Origin of the sequence: Streptomyces sp. NPDC021562, assembly GCF_040640875.1 — a bacterium.
GTDB lineage: Bacteria > Actinomycetota > Actinomycetes > Streptomycetales > Streptomycetaceae > Streptomyces.
Map to the genome: position 1 here is coordinate 1 of NZ_JBFACN010000035.1, position 16,634 is coordinate 16,634.

The window sequence follows — 16,634 nt, forward strand, 5'->3', positions numbered from 1 at the left end:
GCGTTGACTTTTGGCACGCTGTTGAGTTCTCAAGGAACGGTCGCTTCCTTTGTACTCACCCTCTCGGGCTTTCCTCCGGGCTTCCCTTCGGTGTTTCCAACCTTACCAGATCCGTTTCCCGTTCCGTTTCCGGTCGGAATTCATTTCCAGTGGCCGTTGGAGGGCCTTTGCCTTTCGGCTTTTCCGACTTTATCAGAAGTTCCTGACCGGTCTGACCGGCCACTCATTTCTGAGTACATCGGGGGTGGCTTCTCTGTTCGGAGAGACTCTCCGTTGTGAAGCAGATCGATTCTAACGATCGGCCCTGAACTTGTCCAGTTCTAGGCAACTGTTTGAATCTACCTCCCCACCCAACCCGTGTCAACAGGTTTTCCGGGGCGAGGAGGACACTAGCAGCTCACAGGAGCTCTCCGCACATCAGGCGGCCGTGGGCAGGGACGCGCTGCGCTCGGTCTCCCCGAGGTCCCCCGTCTCGCCCGCCCGGGCGGCGCGCCCACCGAGGACGAAGACGTAGGCCAGGAACGCCAGCTCAGCCACGATTCCGATGCCTATGCGAGCCCACGTCGGCAGGCCGGAGGGGGTGACGAACCCTTCGATGGCGCCGGAGACGAACAGGACCAGTGCCAGGCCGATCGCCATGCCCACGGCCGCACGGCCCTCCTCCGCCAGAGCCGTACGGCGGCTGCGCGGGCCCGGGTCTATGAGGGTCCAGCCGAGACGCAGTCCGGTACCCGCGGCGACGAAGACCGCGGTGAGTTCGAGCAGCCCGTGCGGGAGGACCAGGCCCAGGAAGGTGTCGAGGCGGCCGACGGAGGACATCAGGCCGAACCCGACGGCCAGGTTGAGCATGTTCTCCAGCAGGATCCAGAGGACCGGCAGGCCGAGGAAGACGCCGAGGACCAGGCACATCGCGGCGGCCTGCGCGTTGTTCGTCCACACCTGGGCCGCGAAGGAGGCCGCGGGATGGCTGGAGTAGTAGGTCTCGTACTCGCCGCCGGGGCGGGTCAGCTCGCGGAGCTGACCGGGAGCGGCGATGGTCGACTGCACGTCCGGGTGGGTGCCGATCCACCAGCCCAGCAGGATCGCGACGGCCGTGGATATGAGCGCGGTGGGCACCCACCAGCGGCGGGAGCGGTAGACGGCCGCCGGGAAGCCCCGTCCCAGGAAGCGGGTGACGTCGCGCCAGGAGGCTCGGCGGGTTCCCGCGACGGCGCTGCGCGCACGCGCCACGAGTTGGCTGAGCCGTCCGGTGAGCTGGGGATCGGGCGCGCTGGACTGGATGAGGGACAGGTGCGTGGCGGTGCGCTGGTAGAGGGAGACGAGTTCGTCGGCCTCCGCGCCGTCGAGACGCCGCTGACGGCGCAGGAGGGCGTCCAGGCGGTCCCATTCGGCTCGGTGTGCGGAGACGAAGACATCGAGGTCCATCGGGTCTGCCTGCTCCTCGGCTGGTCGTCGACTGCCTGGCGTAGCTGTCGGCTTGTCGTACTGCGGCGCGATGAGGGCTCAGCTTGGCAGACTTGCGCTGTACAGGGCAGACCAGGGGAAGGCGGCGGGCGTGAGTGAGCTGGTGACGGGCGAGGCGGTGGCGCTCGAACTGCGTCCCGCGAGGCTGCCCAGCAGGGCGCTGGCGGTGCTGCTCGACCTGGTCGTGGTCATGGCGGTGTACATCGGGGCGATGACGGGACTGGTCGCGGCCACGGCCTCGCTGGACGAGGCCGCGACGACCGCGCTGTCGATCGCGGCCTTCCTGTTGCTGCTGGTGGGGGCGCCGATCGCGGTGGAGACGCTGAGTCACGGGCGTTCGCTCGGGAAGCTGGCGTGCGGGCTGCGGGTCGTACGCGATGACGGCGGGCCGATCCGGTTCCGGCACGCGCTGGTGCGTGGCGCTCTCGGTGTGGTGGAGATCCTGATGACGTTCGGGGTCGTCGCCTGTATCGCCTCGCTGGTGTCGGCGCGCGGTCGGCGGCTCGGGGACGTCTTCGCCGGGACCCTGGTCGTACGGGAGCGGGTGCCCGTCGGGCAGACCCGCTTCGTTCCGCCGCCTCCGCCCTGGCTGGCGGGACGTTTCGCCGAGCTGGACCTGTCGGCCGTACCGGACGGGCTGTGGCTCGCCGTCCGGCAGTACCTGACGCGGATGCAGCAGCTGGATCCGCAGGTCTCCTGGGCGATGGCCGGGCAGCTCGCGGCCGATCTGGCGAACCGGACGGGTACTCCGGCGCCGCAGGACGTGCCGCCGGCCGCCTTTCTCGCGGCGGTGGTGCAGGAACGCCAAGCCCGCGAGGCCCGGCGGGCCTTCGCCGGCCAAGGCGCCACGATGCCCGGCGCGCCCGTCGGATACGGCGCGCCCGTCGGATACGGCCCCGCACAGCCCGGTGCCGGTGCCGGTTACGTCCCTCCGGCGCCTTGGGTCCCCGCGCCCCCCGCGCCGTATCAGGCCGGGCAGGCCGGGTCGGCGGCTCCGGCTCCGGCTCCTGCCCAGCCGGGAGACCAGGCCCGGGCCTCCGCGGCCTCTGCGTCCGTGGCCCCTCCCGCCCCGGCGGCCGAGCGGCCGTCCACCGGCTTCGTGCCGCCGGCCTAGACACAGCCGGGCCGCTCGCTCGCTCCCGCTCAGTCGGCGAAGGCGGACGGGGGTGACTGCAGGTCCTCCAGTTCGATGCCGGGGGCGGCCAGGACCACGTCGCCGGCGAGGTGCACGGCGTGCCGCTCGCCGGTGTCCAGGGCTGTGACCTGGTATTCGTCCACGGTCAGCGGGCCGTTGTCAGTGGCGTGTGCTTCTCTTCTCACCAAGACCCAGGACTGGTCCACGGTGCGTGGGGCGAGCACCGGGTCCGTGAAGGCCACGAGGCGTACGCGGGTCGCGGCGGCGGAGGGGGTGAGGCGCAGCAGGCGGGCGGTGGCGACCAGGAACGCGGGGGACGTGCCGGTGAAGGCGTGGGCGCGCACATTGCCTTCGGTGGCATGAGTGCCGGTGGGGTCCGTGCGGACCCAGGTGACGCCGTCGAGGGCGGCGCCGCGCACCTGCCAGCTCCCGGCGTGGAGTTCGAGGCGGATGGGACGGCCGAGGTCGTCGAGGGCGAGATCGACCGAACCGCTGTGGTCGCCGGAGGGGGTGGTCACCTGGGAGACGTAACGCCAGCCGGAGGGGCCGGGGGCGCACTGGAAGTGTTCTTCGCCGAGGGGGGTGTGATCGTGCGGATCGTGGAGCGAATAGCGGCCGCGGGGCATGGGGGTCCTGGGTCTTGACGGGCTGAGGCCCGGCTGAGGCTGCGGTGGTTCGCCAAAGGGGCAGGCCCCCGGCACGGGGGTGCGGGGGCCTGCCTCGGTGAGCTTCAGCGGTGGTGTCTCAGTAGCGGTAGTGGTCCGACTTGTACGGACCCTCGACCTTCACACCGATGTACGCGGCCTGCTCGGGGCGCAGCGTCGTGAGCTTCACGCCGAGCGCGTCGAGGTGCAGGCGGGCGACCTTCTCGTCGAGGTGCTTGGGCAGCGTGTAGACGCCCACCGGGTACTCGTCGGGCTTGGTGAACAGCTCGATCTGGGCCAGCGTCTGGTCCGCGAAGGAGTTGGACATCACGAACGAGGGGTGACCGGTGGCGTTGCCCAGGTTCAGCAGACGGCCCTCGGAGAGAACGATGATCACCTTGCCGTCGGGGAAGGTCCAGGTGTGGACCTGCGGCTTGACCTCGTCCTTGACGATGCCGGGGATCTTGGCGAGGCCGGCCATGTCGATCTCGTTGTCGAAGTGACCGATGTTGCCGACGATGGCCTGGTGCTTCATCTTGGCCATGTCCGAGGCCATGATGATGTCCTTGTTGCCGGTCGTGGTGATGAAGATGTCGGCCTTGTCGATGACCTCGTCGAGGGTCGTGACCTGGTAGCCGTCCATCGCGGCCTGGAGGGCGCAGATCGGGTCGATCTCGGTGATGATCACGCGGGCGCCCTGGCCGCGCAGGGACTCCGCGCAGCCCTTGCCCACGTCGCCGTAACCGCAGACGACCGCGGTCTTGCCGCCGATCAGGACGTCGGTGGCGCGGTTGATGCCGTCGATCAGGGAGTGGCGGCAGCCGTACTTGTTGTCGAACTTCGACTTGGTGACGGCGTCGTTGACGTTGATCGCCGGGAACAGGAGCTGGCCGTCGCGCTGCATCTCGTACAGGCGGTGGACGCCGGTGGTGGTCTCCTCGGTCACGCCGCGGATCTCGGAGGCCAGCTGGGTCCACTTCTGCGAGCCGTCCGTGATGGTGCGGTGCAGGAGTTCCAGGATGACGCGGTGCTCGTCGGACTCGGCGGTGTCGACGGACGGGACCTTGCCGTCCTTCTCGTACTCGACGCCCTTGTGGACGAGGAGGGTGGCGTCACCGCCGTCGTCGAGGATCATGTTGGGGCCGCCGGTGGGGCTGTCCGGCCAGGTCAGCGCCTGCTCGGTGCACCACCAGTACTCCTCCAGGGTCTCGCCCTTCCAGGCGAAGACGGGGACGCCCTGCGGGTTGTCGGGCGTGCCGTTCGGACCGACGGCGATGGCGGCGGCCGCGTGGTCCTGGGTGGAGAAGATGTTGCAGGACGCCCAGCGGACCTGCGCGCCCAGGGCGACGAGGGTCTCGATGAGGACGGCGGTCTGCACGGTCATGTGCAGGGAGCCGGTGACGCGGGCGCCGGCCAGCGGCTGGGCGTCGGCGTACTCCTTGCGGATCGACATCAGGCCGGGCATCTCGTGCTCGGCGAGGGTGATCTCCTTGCGGCCGAAGTCGGCCAGGGAGAGGTCGGCGACCTTGAAGTCCTGTCGGTTGTCGACAGTCGTCATGCGAGCTGCTCCTCGGGGTTGGGACGAGGGTGGATACGGCTGGTCTGCGCGGCGGCGGACACAGGGGTGCCCGAAGGAGGACACAGGCATGCCCGCGTACGCGCAGCGCAGTCCGTCGGAGGCCCTCTCTCCCTCGGCCGGCCCGCGTGCGGACCGCCCGACCGCCATCAGCAGCGACGTCTGGCTCCGTCCCAAGCTACACCGGTGCGGCGGGCCGCCCCCAGTCCAGCCCGAACAGTTCACGCCGTTCCGGGGGCGGGAGCGGGGCCGGGGTGGGGGACGAGGGCGGGGGAGAAAGGCCGGGGACGGGGCGGCTCAGTGCCCGGCCGGGTGGGGGTTGGGGCCGCCGGGGGTGGCTTCCGGGTCGGGTCCCTTGGCGGCTTCGGCCTCGCTGTAGATGTCGGGTTCCAGGTAGATCACGCGGGCGATGGGCACCGCCGCGCGGATGCGGGACTCGGCGGCGTCGATGGCGGTCGCGACCTCGGTGGCCGTGTCGTCGTGCTGAACGGCGATCTTGGCGGCGACGAGGAGTTCCTCGGGGCCGAGGTGGAGCGTGCGCATGTGGATGATGCCGGTGACGGTGTCGCCGTCGACGATCGCGGCCTCGATCTTCTTGACCTCGTCGATGCCGGCGGCCTCGCCGAGCAGGAGGGACTTGGTCTCGGCGGCCAGGACGAGGGCGATCATGACGAGCAGGACACCGATGCAGACGGTGCCGACGCCGTCCCAGACGCCGTCGCCGGTGAGCAGGGCGAGGCCGACGCCGCCGAGGGCGAGGACCAGGCCGATGAGGGCACCGAAGTCCTCCAGGAGGACGACGGGCAGCTCGGGGGCCTTGGCACGGCGGATGAACTGCGACCAGGACAGCTTGCCGCGCAGTTCGTTGGACTCCTTGATGGCCGTCTTGAAGGAGAAGCCCTCGGCGATTATCGCGAAGACGAGGACGCCGACCGGCCAGTACCAGTGCTCCACCTGGTGCGGGTGGCTGATCTTCTCGTAGCCCTCGTAGATGGCGAACATGCCGCCGACGGAGAAGAGGACGATCGAGACCAGGAAGGCGTAGATGTAGCGCTCGCGGCCGTAGCCGAAGGGGTGTTGCGGGGTCGCCTCGCGCTGGGCCCTCTTGCCGCCGATGAGCAGCAGGAACTGGTTGCCGGAGTCGGCGAGCGAGTGGACGCCCTCGGCGAGCATCGACGAGGAGCCGCTGAAGGCGAACGCCACGAACTTCGATGCCGCGATCGCGAGGTTGGCGCCGAGTGCCGCCACGATCGCCTTGCTGCCGCCTGACGCGCTCATGTGTCCGCGTGGTCCCTTCGGTGCTCGTCTTTGCCCGTGCTTTGCCGGTGGGTCATTCTTGCAGCCCTGCCCGGAGGTGACTCGTCAGGTGTCCACACCCCCGGTAGGACAGTCCGACCGGCCGTGCGGGGCGGCTCAGACGATCACCGTGGCGCGGAACACCGTGCCCGGGCCGGACACTTCGGCCTTCTCGGCCGCCGGCACGAACACCGACTGCCCCGGAGCGAGGTCGTACTCACCCGCGCGGACCGTACCGGCCGTGCAGAGCAGGATCTGCGGGGTCGGCAGGGTCAGGTCGTGGGCGGCGGCGCCCTCAGGCAGGACGTAGCGGGAGAGCCGGAACTCGTCGATCGGGGTCTCGTAGACCTCCTCGCCGTCCGGGGCGGCCTCGGGGCGCAGCACGCCCGGGTCGCTCGCCTCGAAGCGGACGACGCGCAGCAGTTCGGGGACGTCGACGTGCTTGGGGGTCAGGCCGCAGCGCAGGACGTTGTCCGAGTTGGCCATGATCTCGACGCCGAGGCCGTCGAGGTAGGCGTGCGGGATGCCGGCGCCGAGGAAGAGCGCCTCGCCGGGCTGGAGGCGGACGTGGTTGAGGAGCATCGCGGCGATCACACCGGGGTCGCCCGGGTAGTGGTGGGCGATGGCCGCGTAGGGGGCGTGGTCGCCGCCGAGGCGGGTGCAGGCGGCGGTGGCCTCGGCGACCGTGTGGGCCATCTCCTCGGGGTCCGCGGTGAGGATCGCGGTGAGGACCTCGCGCAGCGCCCCCTCCTCGGGGTGGGCGCGCAGCGCGTCGGCGTACGGCTTGAGGGAGTCGACGCCGAGGGCTTCGAGGAGCCCCGCGGCCTGCTCCGGGGCGCGGAAGCCGCACAGGCCGTCGAACTCGGTGAGCGCGCAGATCAGTTCGGGCTTGTGGTTGGCGTCCTTGTAGTTGCGGTGCGGGGCGTCGACGGGGATGCCGCGCCGCTCCTCGTCCTCGTAGCCCTCCCTGGCCTGTTCCAGGTCGGGGTGCACCTGGAGGGAGAGCGGGGCGCCGGCGGCGAGGATCTTGAGCAGGAAGGGCAGTCGCGGGCCGAACTTCGCCACGGCCGCCTCGCCCAGTTCGGCCTTGGGGTCCGCGTCGATGACCTCGACGAGGGTGCCGCGCGCGGTGCGCGAGGGCGCGCCGGGGTGTGCGCCCATCCACATCTCCGCCTGCGGCTCGCCGCTCGGCTCGACCCCGAGCAGCTTCGGGATGGCGGTCGGGGAGCCCCACGCGTAGGGGCGGACGGTGTTGTCGAGGCGGTCCATGGCTTCTCTCTGCCGGTTCTCTGTGCGTACTGCGGTGAGCGCGGGCAACGGCGTGGCGGGACTTACGTGTTCACCGTGCGTTCCGCCACCCGTCCGCCTCCGGTACGACGTTCACGTCGCCCTTCCCGCGGCGGGCCCGGTGCCGGTGTCCACCTCAGGCCCCCGAAGCGAGCGCGAGGTAAACGGCGGCGAAATCCGTGACGGCGATCAGTTCCGCCAGGGTCTCCAGCTCCTCACCCGCCTCGGGTTCCAGTTCGCTGATCGGGGTGTCGTGGCTCAGCGCGAGGTCGCGGGCGGCGGGAGCGGCGGTGAGGCCGCCGAGGGGGCGGTCCCGGAGCAGCACCACGCGCGCGTGCAGCGCGGGCGGCTCGTCCACGCGGTCGCGGAAGAAGTCGTCGGGGTCGGCGCTGGCGGCGAGCGGTCCGGCGAGCAGGGCGTGGTGCGCGGCCAGGGCCTCGGGGAGTTCGGCGACCAGGGCGGGACGGCCGGCCAGTTCGGCGAGGGCGGCGACGAAGCGGCGGCCCGCGGGGCCGGCCGAGTCGCCCTCGGTCCAGATCACCGGGAGCGCGTCGGCGAGTTCCGCGGCGAGGGTCTTGGCGGGGTTGCTGTAGGTCACGATGGCCGGTCCGCAGCGTTCGGCGACGTGGTCGAGGCGGTCGGCGACCTTGTCCAGGGCTTCCGGCGGTGCGTTGACCAGGCCGATGCGGTCGAGGAGCGCGAGCAGCGGGGTGAGCAGCGCCCACAGGACGCCCGGGGAGGAGCCGGCCAGCGGCTCACCGTGGTCGTAGGGGGCGGTCGCCATCGGCAGGAACATGCCGTGGGCGCCGGCCACGGCCTCCGCGAGGGGGGTGCCGGCGGGGGCCACGGCGGCTACCGAGCAGCCACGGCGGTAGGCCTGGTCGGCGAGGAGGGAGAGGCTGGGTTCGGCGCCGTCCGGGGTGGCGATCAGCAGCAGGTCGACGGAGCCGGCCCAGCCGGGGAGTTCCCAGCGCAGGGCGCCCGCCGCCGGGGCGACACCGGTGGCGGCGAGGCGGATGACGGGGCTGCCGGGTCCGGCCAGGCTGCCGAGGAGGTCGGCGGCGTGGGTGGCGGCGACGCCGGGGCCCGCGATCAGGACGGCACGGGGACGGCCGTCCGGCTTGAGCCCCTGGACGCCGGCCTCGGTGGCGTGCCGGGCCGCGGTACGGACGCGGGCGCCCGCCTCGGCCGCGCCGCGCAGCAGACCTCGGCGGTCGGCCTCGGCGAGGCCCTCCGGGGTGTCGAGCAGCGATTCGTCGAGCATGGGAGCGGCCTCCGGTCCCGGGGTCCTGGTCCTTGGTCCTGTGTGGTTGTGGGGTGCTTGCCTACGCCGGGCGGCGGGCCTCGTCGACGAGGAGGACGGGGATCCCGTCGCGGACCGGGTACGCCAGGCCGCAGTCCTGGCCGGTGCAGATCAGCTCGGCGTCCTGCTCCTTGAGGGGGGCGTGGCAGGCCGGGCAGGCGAGGATCTCCAGGAGGCCGGCTTCGAGCGGCATGGGGTTTCCCTTCGGGGGCGTTTCTGACGGGGCTGGACGTCAGCGGATGTGCCTGGTCAGCGTACCGCCGGTGACAGTGCGGTGTCGGAGTTGGCGGGGAGCCGCCGGCGGCGTCTCCGGCATGGGGCCTTTGCCCGGCCGTCCTGATCGCTGAGGCAGCGCGCCGCTTTCCGGCTCCGGTGCCCACGGGGCGCGAGCGGTGACCAACCACGCCGGACGGGAGGGGAATTACCCGGACGTCAGTTGTCCGGCGAACGCAGTACCCGCAGATGGCCGCGTCGTGCGACCTCCCGGGGGTCCGCGCCGCGGCCGCCGCCCGCCTCCGCCGCCCGCTCCTGGGGGCGGGCCGCCTCGCGCACCGCGTTGGCGAGCGCTTCCAGGTCGTCACCGCTCGGCCGGGCGGGGGCGGAGCCGTCGAGGAGCCGGACGACCTCCCAGCCGCGCGGGGCGGTGAGGCGCTCGGAGTGCTCGGCGCACAGGTCGTAGCAGTGGGGTTCGGCGTAGGTGGCGAGCGGGCCGAGGACCGCGGTCGAGTCGGCGTAGACGTACGTCAGCGTCGCGACGGCGGGTCGGCCGCAGGCGGTTCGCGAACAGCGACGTACAGGGCTCACGACGTTGGACGGTACCGCACTCTTGAGCGGGCCGCGACGACTCTCCCCCAGGTCACTCCCCCGTGTCGTAGTGTGAAACGCCCCACACGCCCCTTCTGGCATACCTTGCTGACCTGCGTGGACGGGGCCGTCCGACATACCGGACAGCACCGCACTCGGTCATGATCCGGTACAAACACCGTCAATTGCCTTGAGCTCGCCGGACTTGTAGAGATACGGAAACGAGCCCGACCTTGGCCGGATCGGTCACCCTGTGAGATGCCGCCGGGCGGCGCCGGAGTGCTGTCGGTGCGGGGAACGGCGCGGGCGGCGCCCGCGAGGACTACGCTTCTGCAGTGATGGACAACCGTGTACCGCCCCGTGCCGCCGGCCCCGGGCCTCGTCGACGCGATCGCCACGGTCGGGGGATGCGCGGGCCGATCGCCCCGCCTCAGGTGCCGCTGGCCGCGAGCCGCGCCGACGCGTTCGCGGATCTGGTGCAGGACTCCGTGGAGCGCCTGGAGCGGCGCTGGCCGCAACTGGCCGAGATCGACTTCCTGGTGCTGGAGGTGCCCCGGCTCCAGGACCGGCACGGTGACACCTGGAGCGACGAGGCGGTGCCGCTGGGTGGTGTCATACCCGCGCGTGAGGGACGCCGGGCGCGCGTGGTGATCTACCGGAGGCCGGTCGAGATCCGCACCAAGGGGCGTGACGAGCGGGCCGCGCTGGTGCACGAGGTCGTCGTCGAGCAGGTCGCCGAGCTGCTCGGGCTCACCCCGGAGACGGTGGATCCCCGGTACGGCGAGGACTGAGCATTCCGACTCCACGCTGTCCGTCGACATCGCCGACGCGGGTCACAGCAGACCGAGCGCGTCCAGGCCCAGGTACGCCAGGTCGACGTCGGTGACGTCGCCGGCCCGCAGCAGCTCACGCAGCTGCTGCGGGCGGACACTCAGCACCTCGATGAACTCCGTGCCCTCCGGGTCCGGACGACTCCGCGGGGCGCAGGCCCGGCCGATCGCACAGAACTTCATGGCCGAACTGTACGAGTCGGCGAAACAGTGCCCCACCACCTCAAGGTCGCCGCCGTACCCGGTCTCCTCCAGCAGTTCGCGCTCCGCGGCGTCCAGTGGTGTCTCACCCGCGTCCACATAGCCGCCGGGCAATTCGAACAGGAATCGCCCGGGGCCGGGCCGGAACTGCCTGGTGACGAGGACCTCGTCCGTCGTGGTGAGGGCGAGAACCGCGACGCTCGGCCGGTCCTCACGAAGACTGAACGTGGCCTGCTCACCGGACGGCAGGCGATACCTCGCTTCCACCACGGATCGGCCGTGCGCCTCGTACACCGTGGTCCGGGAGAGCTGTTCCCAGCCCTCCGGCTCACCGGACGGGCGCCGGACCGGCCAGGGTTCGGTCACCTCAGGTCCAGCGGCGCCAGGAGCGGGAGGACAGGGCGGTCGACGTCCGCCGCGAGGAGCGTGTCGATGTAGTCGGCCGTCTGCTCCCAGCCGGTGACGGCGACACACGGCACGCCCATCTCCCTGACGGGGTAGTCGTTCCCGCCCTCGTCGAGCCGGTCCCCGATGAAGAGGACCTCTTCCACCCGCAGGTCCAGGTGCTCCAGGAGCCGCTGCATGCCGTAGGCCTTGTCGATGCCCTTCTTGGTCACGTCGATGGAGGTGGAGCCACCGCTACGGACCTCCAGGTCGGGCAGGCGCTTGGCGGCGTACTCCCGCAGCGCCCTGCGCCGCGACCCGTCGGGGTCCCAGGCGGCCTTCGCCTGGTGGGGGGCCTGCTGCCCCAGCGCCGAGAAGGTGACCTGGCTGCCCCGGTCCTCGATCACCTCGCCCCAGGTGTCCTCCGCCCAGAGCCCGAGTGCCTTCGCCCCTTCGGTGAGCACGCCGACGATGAGGGACTTCTCCTCCTCGGTGAGGTTCTCGCAGTAGATGTCCTGCCAGCCGTCCGACTCCCATCGGAGGTAGCGCGTACCGCACGTCGGCATCAGGTGGAGTCGCTTCGCGAGGTCGGCCGTGAGCGGCAACTCCTCCAGCACCTGGGTCTGGAACTGTTCGTACCGGCCGCCCGAGATGATGCAGACGTGCCGCTGGGACAGGAGACGCATCAAGCAGTCGGCCATCCTGGGAGTGATCTTCGCCTTGGAGAGGGCGAGGGTGTCGTCCAGGTCGAACACCACGATGCGAGTCGACGGTTCCAATGCGCAATCCTTCTCTTCGTGCTCGTCGCCGGCCCGGAACTCATCGCCGGTAGCCGAGCTTGATTCTGCCGACCCTTGCGCCCGGCTTTACCAGGAACCCCTCCACATGGACCACGCCCTCCTCGTCGGACCGTGGCCCGCTGACCCCGAGAGCGGGATTGTCCGTGACGGCGAACAGCGCGGACGCCCGGCTGCTTCCCGGTCGCACCAGATCTTTGCTCGTGTAGGGGCGGTCCTTGTCCCAGCCGGCCGCCCGGAGGGCAATCTCCTCATCTTCGGAAAAGTTGAACAAAGCGTCAAGATTCGTCAGGTCCGGCTCTGCCCGTGGTCCCGCGATCGAGGCGAGACAGAAGGTGAAGCCGTGATCAGGCGCGATCAGATCGATCAGGCCGGCGGCGAAGACCAGTTCCGACAGACCGATGGCACCGATCATGGTGTCGATCCGGGGCCGGCTCAGCCCGATGAGTGACAGGAGGTACGGCGGTTCGACGGTGACGCGCTCGGGGACGAGCACCTCGCTCCCCTGTCCTCGCATGAGTTCGATCAGAGTGCTGTGCATCGGTTTGGAGGCGACGGAATGAGTGGACACCGTCAGCGAGTCCGGAGTCTTCCCGACGGCCTTCGCGATGCGGTCCAGCACCGGGATGACGGAGGCTTCGGGGCTGGGCCCGAGGTCGAGGTCCTCCAGCAGATCGACTGGGGCGAGGACGGCATACGCCTGAAGGTCCGGAACCGCCCGGACGTCGCCGCCGAAGCCGCCCAGGGTCAACGCCCCCGGAAGGTTCTCCGCGACCAGCTCGGTGCCGTCCACATAGTCGAAGACCGCGTCGACCTTGGGCGACGTCTCGTTCTGGATACCCAGCCACTGACCACTGTGCGCACCCGGGCTGTCGTCGCGTTCGCCTTCACCCGCCGCGACACGGATACGGAAGGGGGCCCGACGCAGGATCTTCTCCGCTGCCTCGGTGGCCGCCCCGTCCACAGCGACTTTCCGGTCGTTCAACGGCATGCCGTGGGCGAAGCCGCGTCGGGCCTGAGCAGCCCCCAGGGCGGCCGAGGCCATCGCGGCGACGAGGTAGGCGTCCTCCTGCTCCTCCGCCGTGTCGTGCCTGCCGCCTTGCTCCGACCAGTGGACCGCGACGTCGACCACGCGATCGTCACACGCCCGGACAGCTCTGCTGAGAACCTCGTTCATATTCCCTCTCCGGTAGCCCCTGGCGCCGGCGGACCGGGCACCAGGGCGACGGCGGCGGATGCCGATGCTCATCGTGACCTGCGTCGTCGCTCCCTGAGGAGTACGGCGAGCACGGCGAGCGGCACGGTGATCAGGGCCGCCGACGTTCCCAACAGTCCCCACCGCCGGGTGTCCAGCCAGTCGGCCACCTGGTTGACGAAGTCAGGGATCTGTACGACGGCGAGCACGATCCCCATGACAGCGATCAAGGAGTCGCGCCGGTTCTTCTCTTGTTCCTCGCGCACCCGCAGAAGGCTCAGCGAGACCGTTTCGCACTTCTCCATGTCCCGGTAGAGCCCGGCCAGCACCTGGCCGGAGGGCCGTTCCTGTACCGCCCATTCGTCCAGACTGCGGTTCCGGCCCTCGATCAGCTTCTCCCGGAAACCGGTGCACCGGTCGACGAGCGCGGCGTGCTGGACTCTGCGGCGGGTCAGCAGCGACTGCTCGGCGGGGCCTATGGCGCTCCGCATCGCGAGATCCCCGAGGATCGACCGGTAGCGGGCGCTGAGATCATCACAAATGACCCTGCGCAGAATGCCCACCGTCCACACGAAGATGGACGAGGAGTCGTACCCGTACCGGGACAAGCGGAACTGCGACCTCCCGCGGAGCCACGCCGGCAGGTGCGCCATCTCCAGGCAGCAGTCGGCGTTGACGAACACCATGTGGTCGTCGAAGAAGGCCATGCCCGTTCGGACGTGGCCGAACACGCTTTGCGGACTGCGGCGCAGCCACAAGCCGTCCTCCAGCAGATGGTCGGTCGCGTAGGAGAGCAGCGCGGATATCTCCCAGGCGTAGTCGGCGGATTCCTCCACACCCCTGTACAGGTTCCCAGTGGCCCGGTTCTGGGTGCCGTCGAGATTCCACACCTGGACAGCGATGGAGCCCTCCACGAGCCACGTCCTGTCGATGTCGTCGCGTGCCAGTCCGGCGGCTCGCGCCAGTTCCTCGGCGGACTGCTCGGCGAGGATCCGGGCGATCTCCGGGTCGCCGAGCACGGAGACGAAACGGAGGAGCGTGTCGATCGTCAGAGGGGAGGACAGTTCGATCACAGCCGCTTCCTGCGTGATCGGTCCGGGAACGGAAAGGAGCAGGGGAAGGGCCGTCACCACGTACTCGCCGCCCAGCGTCACCGCGGCCTGCCGCAGTCCGGCGGAGTGACCGCTGCCCACGATCCTCGCGAGTGCCGCCGGCAGGGTCCCGGCGTCGAAGAGGGCGGAGTACATCAGCCCGGAACCAGGCCTCACCTTGCTCTGGTAGGAGCGGTCGTCCTCGATTTCGCGCAGGCTTCCGCGCGTGAAGGCCTCCGGGAAGTCCGAACCCTCGGCCATCCGATGCGCGAAATGGACGACGACCGAGCAACCGCTGATGCGAAGTCGGTCGGCGGCGGGCGGCTCGGGCACATCGCCGATGTCGGTGAGCACTGCCAACTGATGGTCCACTGCAGACTCCTCCGGCAGCCACGGCGGTGAGCGACGATCTGTTTCGAAGGTATCGGCTCGGCAGGCGGATCGGCTGCCTTGACGACTGCTCAACCCCGTTTCGTCAATGTCCTGTTGACCAGGCGCGGTAGCGGCCCTCTATGATTCCAGCCCACTCGACGAGCAGTGTCTGGAGATACATGATCTTGCCGAGTACCTTGCGATGAGGGTTGTCGTCACCGGGGCCTCGGGCTTCATCGGCTCTCAGTTGTGCGTTCTCCTGCGTTCCATGAACGAGGAGGTGACAGAGATCGACCTGCCGCACTGTGACATCAACGACACCGCACGACTGACGCGGGTACTGCAGGAGGTCAGGCCGGCTCGCGTCTACCACTTGGCGGCCCAGGCCAGCGTCCGACGGTCGTGGGAAGACCCCGTACAGACATGGCTCACCAATGCCTGGGGCACCCTCTCGCTCCTCCGGGCCGTACGGTCCGCCTGTCCCGGCGCCAGAACCATCGTCATGAGCAGCGCAAGCGTGTTCGACGGGTCCCGCCTGGACGCACCGATCGACGAGGAGCGAGTGCCCGCCCCGGTCTCGCCGTACGGAGCGAGCAAACTCGCCGTCGAATCGATGGCACGCCACCACCTGACCAGGAACGGACTGGCGACGATCGTCGTACGGCCCTTCAACGTGATCGGGCCCGCGCAGGGAGCGGACTACCTGGTCCCCTCCCTGACCCGCCGCCTGGCGGCCGCCAAACGGTCCGGGGGGACCCGCATCGACGTGGGAAACCTGGACGCTCGACGGGACTACCTGGACGTCCGGGACGCGGTTCGCGGCCTGCGCGTGCTGATGGAACGCGGCAGCCCGGGCGAGGTCTACAACCTGTGCTCCGGGATCGGCGTCCCGGTCCGCACCGTCGTCGAGACGATGATCTCTCTCGTGGACCCTCGGTTGCGGTACCGGCAGGACCCCGGTCTGAACCGCGGCGCCGACGCGCCGAGCCTGATCGGTGACACCAGGAAGACCTGGTCACGGACAGGCTGGCAAGCCTCCACACCGCTCGCCGTGAGCCTCGCCGACATCCTCCGCGCCGCGGGCGTGCTCACCTCCGGCGAACGGGTGGTCACCGCTTCGATCGGGGGCGACACGACACCACGGTGATCATCGACGGGCGAGTGCGAGGTGGGCCGGCATGAGGTTCCCGTTGTCCCAGCCGACGCTGGGCGGCCAGGAGTCCGAGAACGTCGCGGAAGCGATGGCATCGGGGTGGATATCCGGCACAGGTCCCTACGTCGACGTCTTCGAGCGAGCGCTGGAACAACGCACCGGCAGACGGTCCGCGACGGCCCTCTCCAGCGGCACCACGGCCCTGGAGATACTCCTCGCCGCGCTCGGCGTCGGTCCCGGGGACGAGGTCGTCGTTCCCGCGCTCACCTTCGCGGCTCCCGCGGCCGCGGTGCTGAGCGTGGGAGCCACACCGGTTCTCTGTGACATCGCCCCGGAGAGCTGGACCATCGCCCCCGAAGCGGTTTGCGCCCTGCTGACGCCCCGGACCAAAGCCGTCATCGCCGTCGACCTCATGGGCCACCCGTGCGACTACAGACGCCTCGCCGAACTCGGTGTGCCGATCGTCGAAGACGCGGCCCAGGCCCACGGAGCACGCACCGCCGACGGGACCGCGGGCGCTTTCGGAACGGCGTCGGTCTTCAGCTTCCACGCGAACAAGGTCATCACCTCCGGCGAAGGCGGAGCCGTCCTCACCGACGACCCGGAACTTGCCGACCGGGTCCGCCTCATCGCGCATCACGGTATGAGGGCGGGGGACGGATACCGCCACGAAGTGGTCGGACGCAACGGCAGGATGACCAACCTGACCGCCGCCGTGGGTGCGGCTCAGGTGGCACGCTGGGACGAGCTGGTGGCCGGCCGGCTCGCGGTCGCCCGGCTCTACGACGCTCAGCTCACCGGCCACGGCTTCCTGCCGCGCCCGAAAGCGTCATGGGCGTCGCCGTCCTGCTGGCTGTACTGCGTCACCTCCGACGAGCGCGACGCCGCCGTGCACCGGGCCCGGCGCAACGGCGTCGACGCCCGGGCCGTCTGGCCGGCCCTGGCCGATCTGCCGCTGTACCGCCGGTACGCCCCACGGCCCTGCCCCGTCGCCTCAGCGGTCTCCAGCACCGCCATGTGGCTGCCGACCTGGTCACACATGACCCCCGATGAGGTGACGGAAGTGGCCGAGCTGGTGCTGTGATCCCCCCCTCCCGCGGCG

The 16,634-nt window shown here is 70.3% G+C and carries 17 protein-coding genes; 5 read left to right on the top strand and 12 right to left on the bottom strand.

Going from position 1 to position 16,634, the window contains the following annotated elements; all coding sequences use genetic code 11:
- The coding region (locus AB0G52_RS36025) for a hypothetical protein (protein WP_361342653.1) at nucleotides 1–279 on the top strand (279 nt) is incomplete at its 5' end.
- A 138-nt stretch (nucleotides 280–417) separates the two neighbouring features.
- On the opposite strand, the gene AB0G52_RS36030 is transcribed toward AB0G52_RS36025, so the two are convergent.
- Nucleotides 418–1,425 carry a stage II sporulation protein M gene (locus tag AB0G52_RS36030; protein WP_361342656.1) on the bottom strand — a complete coding sequence of 336 codons (1,008 nt, stop codon included), beginning with the start codon at nucleotides 1,423–1,425 and terminating at the stop codon, nucleotides 418–420.
- A gap of 130 nt (nucleotides 1,426–1,555) precedes the next feature.
- Between AB0G52_RS36030 and AB0G52_RS36035 the strand changes: the two genes are divergently transcribed.
- Nucleotides 1,556–2,578, top strand: a complete 1,023-nt coding sequence (locus tag AB0G52_RS36035) for an RDD family protein (RefSeq protein WP_361342659.1) — start codon at nucleotides 1,556–1,558, stop codon at nucleotides 2,576–2,578.
- A 29-nt stretch (nucleotides 2,579–2,607) separates the two neighbouring features.
- Here the strand turns inward: AB0G52_RS36035 and AB0G52_RS36040 are convergent, their stop codons facing one another.
- From AB0G52_RS36040 to AB0G52_RS36070, 7 genes are all read right to left on the bottom strand, one after another.
- Complete coding sequence (locus AB0G52_RS36040) at nucleotides 2,608–3,225, bottom strand: hypothetical protein (protein WP_361342662.1); 618 nt, start codon at nucleotides 3,223–3,225, stop codon at nucleotides 2,608–2,610.
- A 118-nt stretch (nucleotides 3,226–3,343) separates the two neighbouring features.
- Complete coding sequence (gene ahcY / locus AB0G52_RS36045; RefSeq protein WP_132893929.1) at nucleotides 3,344–4,801, bottom strand: adenosylhomocysteinase; 1,458 nt, start codon at nucleotides 4,799–4,801, stop codon at nucleotides 3,344–3,346.
- Between the two features lie 315 nt (nucleotides 4,802–5,116).
- Nucleotides 5,117–6,097 carry a cation diffusion facilitator family transporter gene (locus AB0G52_RS36050; protein WP_132893927.1) on the bottom strand — a complete coding sequence of 327 codons (981 nt, stop codon included), beginning with the start codon at nucleotides 6,095–6,097 and terminating at the stop codon, nucleotides 5,117–5,119.
- A gap of 135 nt (nucleotides 6,098–6,232) precedes the next feature.
- On the bottom strand, nucleotides 6,233–7,384 hold the full coding sequence (manA, locus tag AB0G52_RS36055; RefSeq protein ID WP_361342665.1) for a mannose-6-phosphate isomerase, class I: 1,152 nt from the start codon (nucleotides 7,382–7,384) through the stop codon (nucleotides 6,233–6,235).
- Between the two features lie 154 nt (nucleotides 7,385–7,538).
- Entirely contained in the window at nucleotides 7,539–8,666 is a 1,128-nt protein-coding gene (locus tag AB0G52_RS36060) for an SIS domain-containing protein (RefSeq protein WP_361342668.1), read from the bottom strand.
- A gap of 61 nt (nucleotides 8,667–8,727) precedes the next feature.
- Nucleotides 8,728–8,898 carry a Trm112 family protein gene (locus AB0G52_RS36065; RefSeq protein ID WP_020940431.1) on the bottom strand — a complete coding sequence of 57 codons (171 nt, stop codon included), beginning with the start codon at nucleotides 8,896–8,898 and terminating at the stop codon, nucleotides 8,728–8,730.
- Between the two features lie 239 nt (nucleotides 8,899–9,137).
- Nucleotides 9,138–9,611, bottom strand: coding sequence for a DUF3499 domain-containing protein (locus tag AB0G52_RS36070; protein ID WP_165939554.1), 474 nt, complete (start codon nucleotides 9,609–9,611; stop codon nucleotides 9,138–9,140).
- 236 nt (nucleotides 9,612–9,847) lie between these two features.
- Between AB0G52_RS36070 and AB0G52_RS36075 the strand changes: the two genes are divergently transcribed.
- A complete protein-coding gene (locus AB0G52_RS36075; protein WP_361342776.1) occupies nucleotides 9,848–10,300 on the top strand; it encodes a metallopeptidase family protein in 453 nt (150 codons plus the stop codon).
- 42 nt (nucleotides 10,301–10,342) lie between these two features.
- Here AB0G52_RS36075 and AB0G52_RS36080 read toward each other — a convergent pair whose 3' ends face one another.
- The 4 genes from AB0G52_RS36080 to AB0G52_RS36095 form a co-directional block, all read right to left on the bottom strand.
- Entirely contained in the window at nucleotides 10,343–10,906 is a 564-nt protein-coding gene (locus tag AB0G52_RS36080) for an NUDIX hydrolase (RefSeq protein WP_361342673.1), read from the bottom strand.
- Nucleotides 10,903–11,703: an HAD-IIB family hydrolase gene (locus AB0G52_RS36085; RefSeq protein ID WP_361342676.1), complete on the bottom strand. Its 801-nt coding sequence runs from the start codon at nucleotides 11,701–11,703 to the stop codon at nucleotides 10,903–10,905. The genes AB0G52_RS36080 and AB0G52_RS36085 overlap by 4 nt, the downstream gene beginning before the upstream one ends.
- A 40-nt stretch (nucleotides 11,704–11,743) precedes the next feature.
- The gene (locus AB0G52_RS36090) at nucleotides 11,744–12,898 is read right to left on the bottom strand and encodes a fructose-bisphosphatase class II (RefSeq protein ID WP_361342679.1); all 1,155 of its coding nucleotides are present in this window, start codon (nucleotides 12,896–12,898) and stop codon (nucleotides 11,744–11,746) included.
- Between the two features lie 68 nt (nucleotides 12,899–12,966).
- Nucleotides 12,967–14,379, bottom strand: coding sequence for a hypothetical protein (locus AB0G52_RS36095; protein WP_361342681.1), 1,413 nt, complete (start codon nucleotides 14,377–14,379; stop codon nucleotides 12,967–12,969).
- Between the two features lie 202 nt (nucleotides 14,380–14,581).
- Here AB0G52_RS36095 and AB0G52_RS36100 point away from each other — a divergent pair, with 202 nt between their 5' ends.
- Both AB0G52_RS36100 and AB0G52_RS36105 read left to right on the top strand, forming a co-directional pair.
- On the top strand, nucleotides 14,582–15,526 hold the full coding sequence (locus tag AB0G52_RS36100; RefSeq protein WP_361342684.1) for a GDP-mannose 4,6-dehydratase: 945 nt from the start codon (nucleotides 14,582–14,584) through the stop codon (nucleotides 15,524–15,526).
- A 31-nt stretch (nucleotides 15,527–15,557) separates the two neighbouring features.
- On the top strand, nucleotides 15,558–16,616 hold the full coding sequence (locus AB0G52_RS36105) for a DegT/DnrJ/EryC1/StrS family aminotransferase (protein WP_361342687.1): 1,059 nt from the start codon (nucleotides 15,558–15,560) through the stop codon (nucleotides 16,614–16,616).
- Nucleotides 16,617–16,634 lie beyond the last annotated feature (18 nt).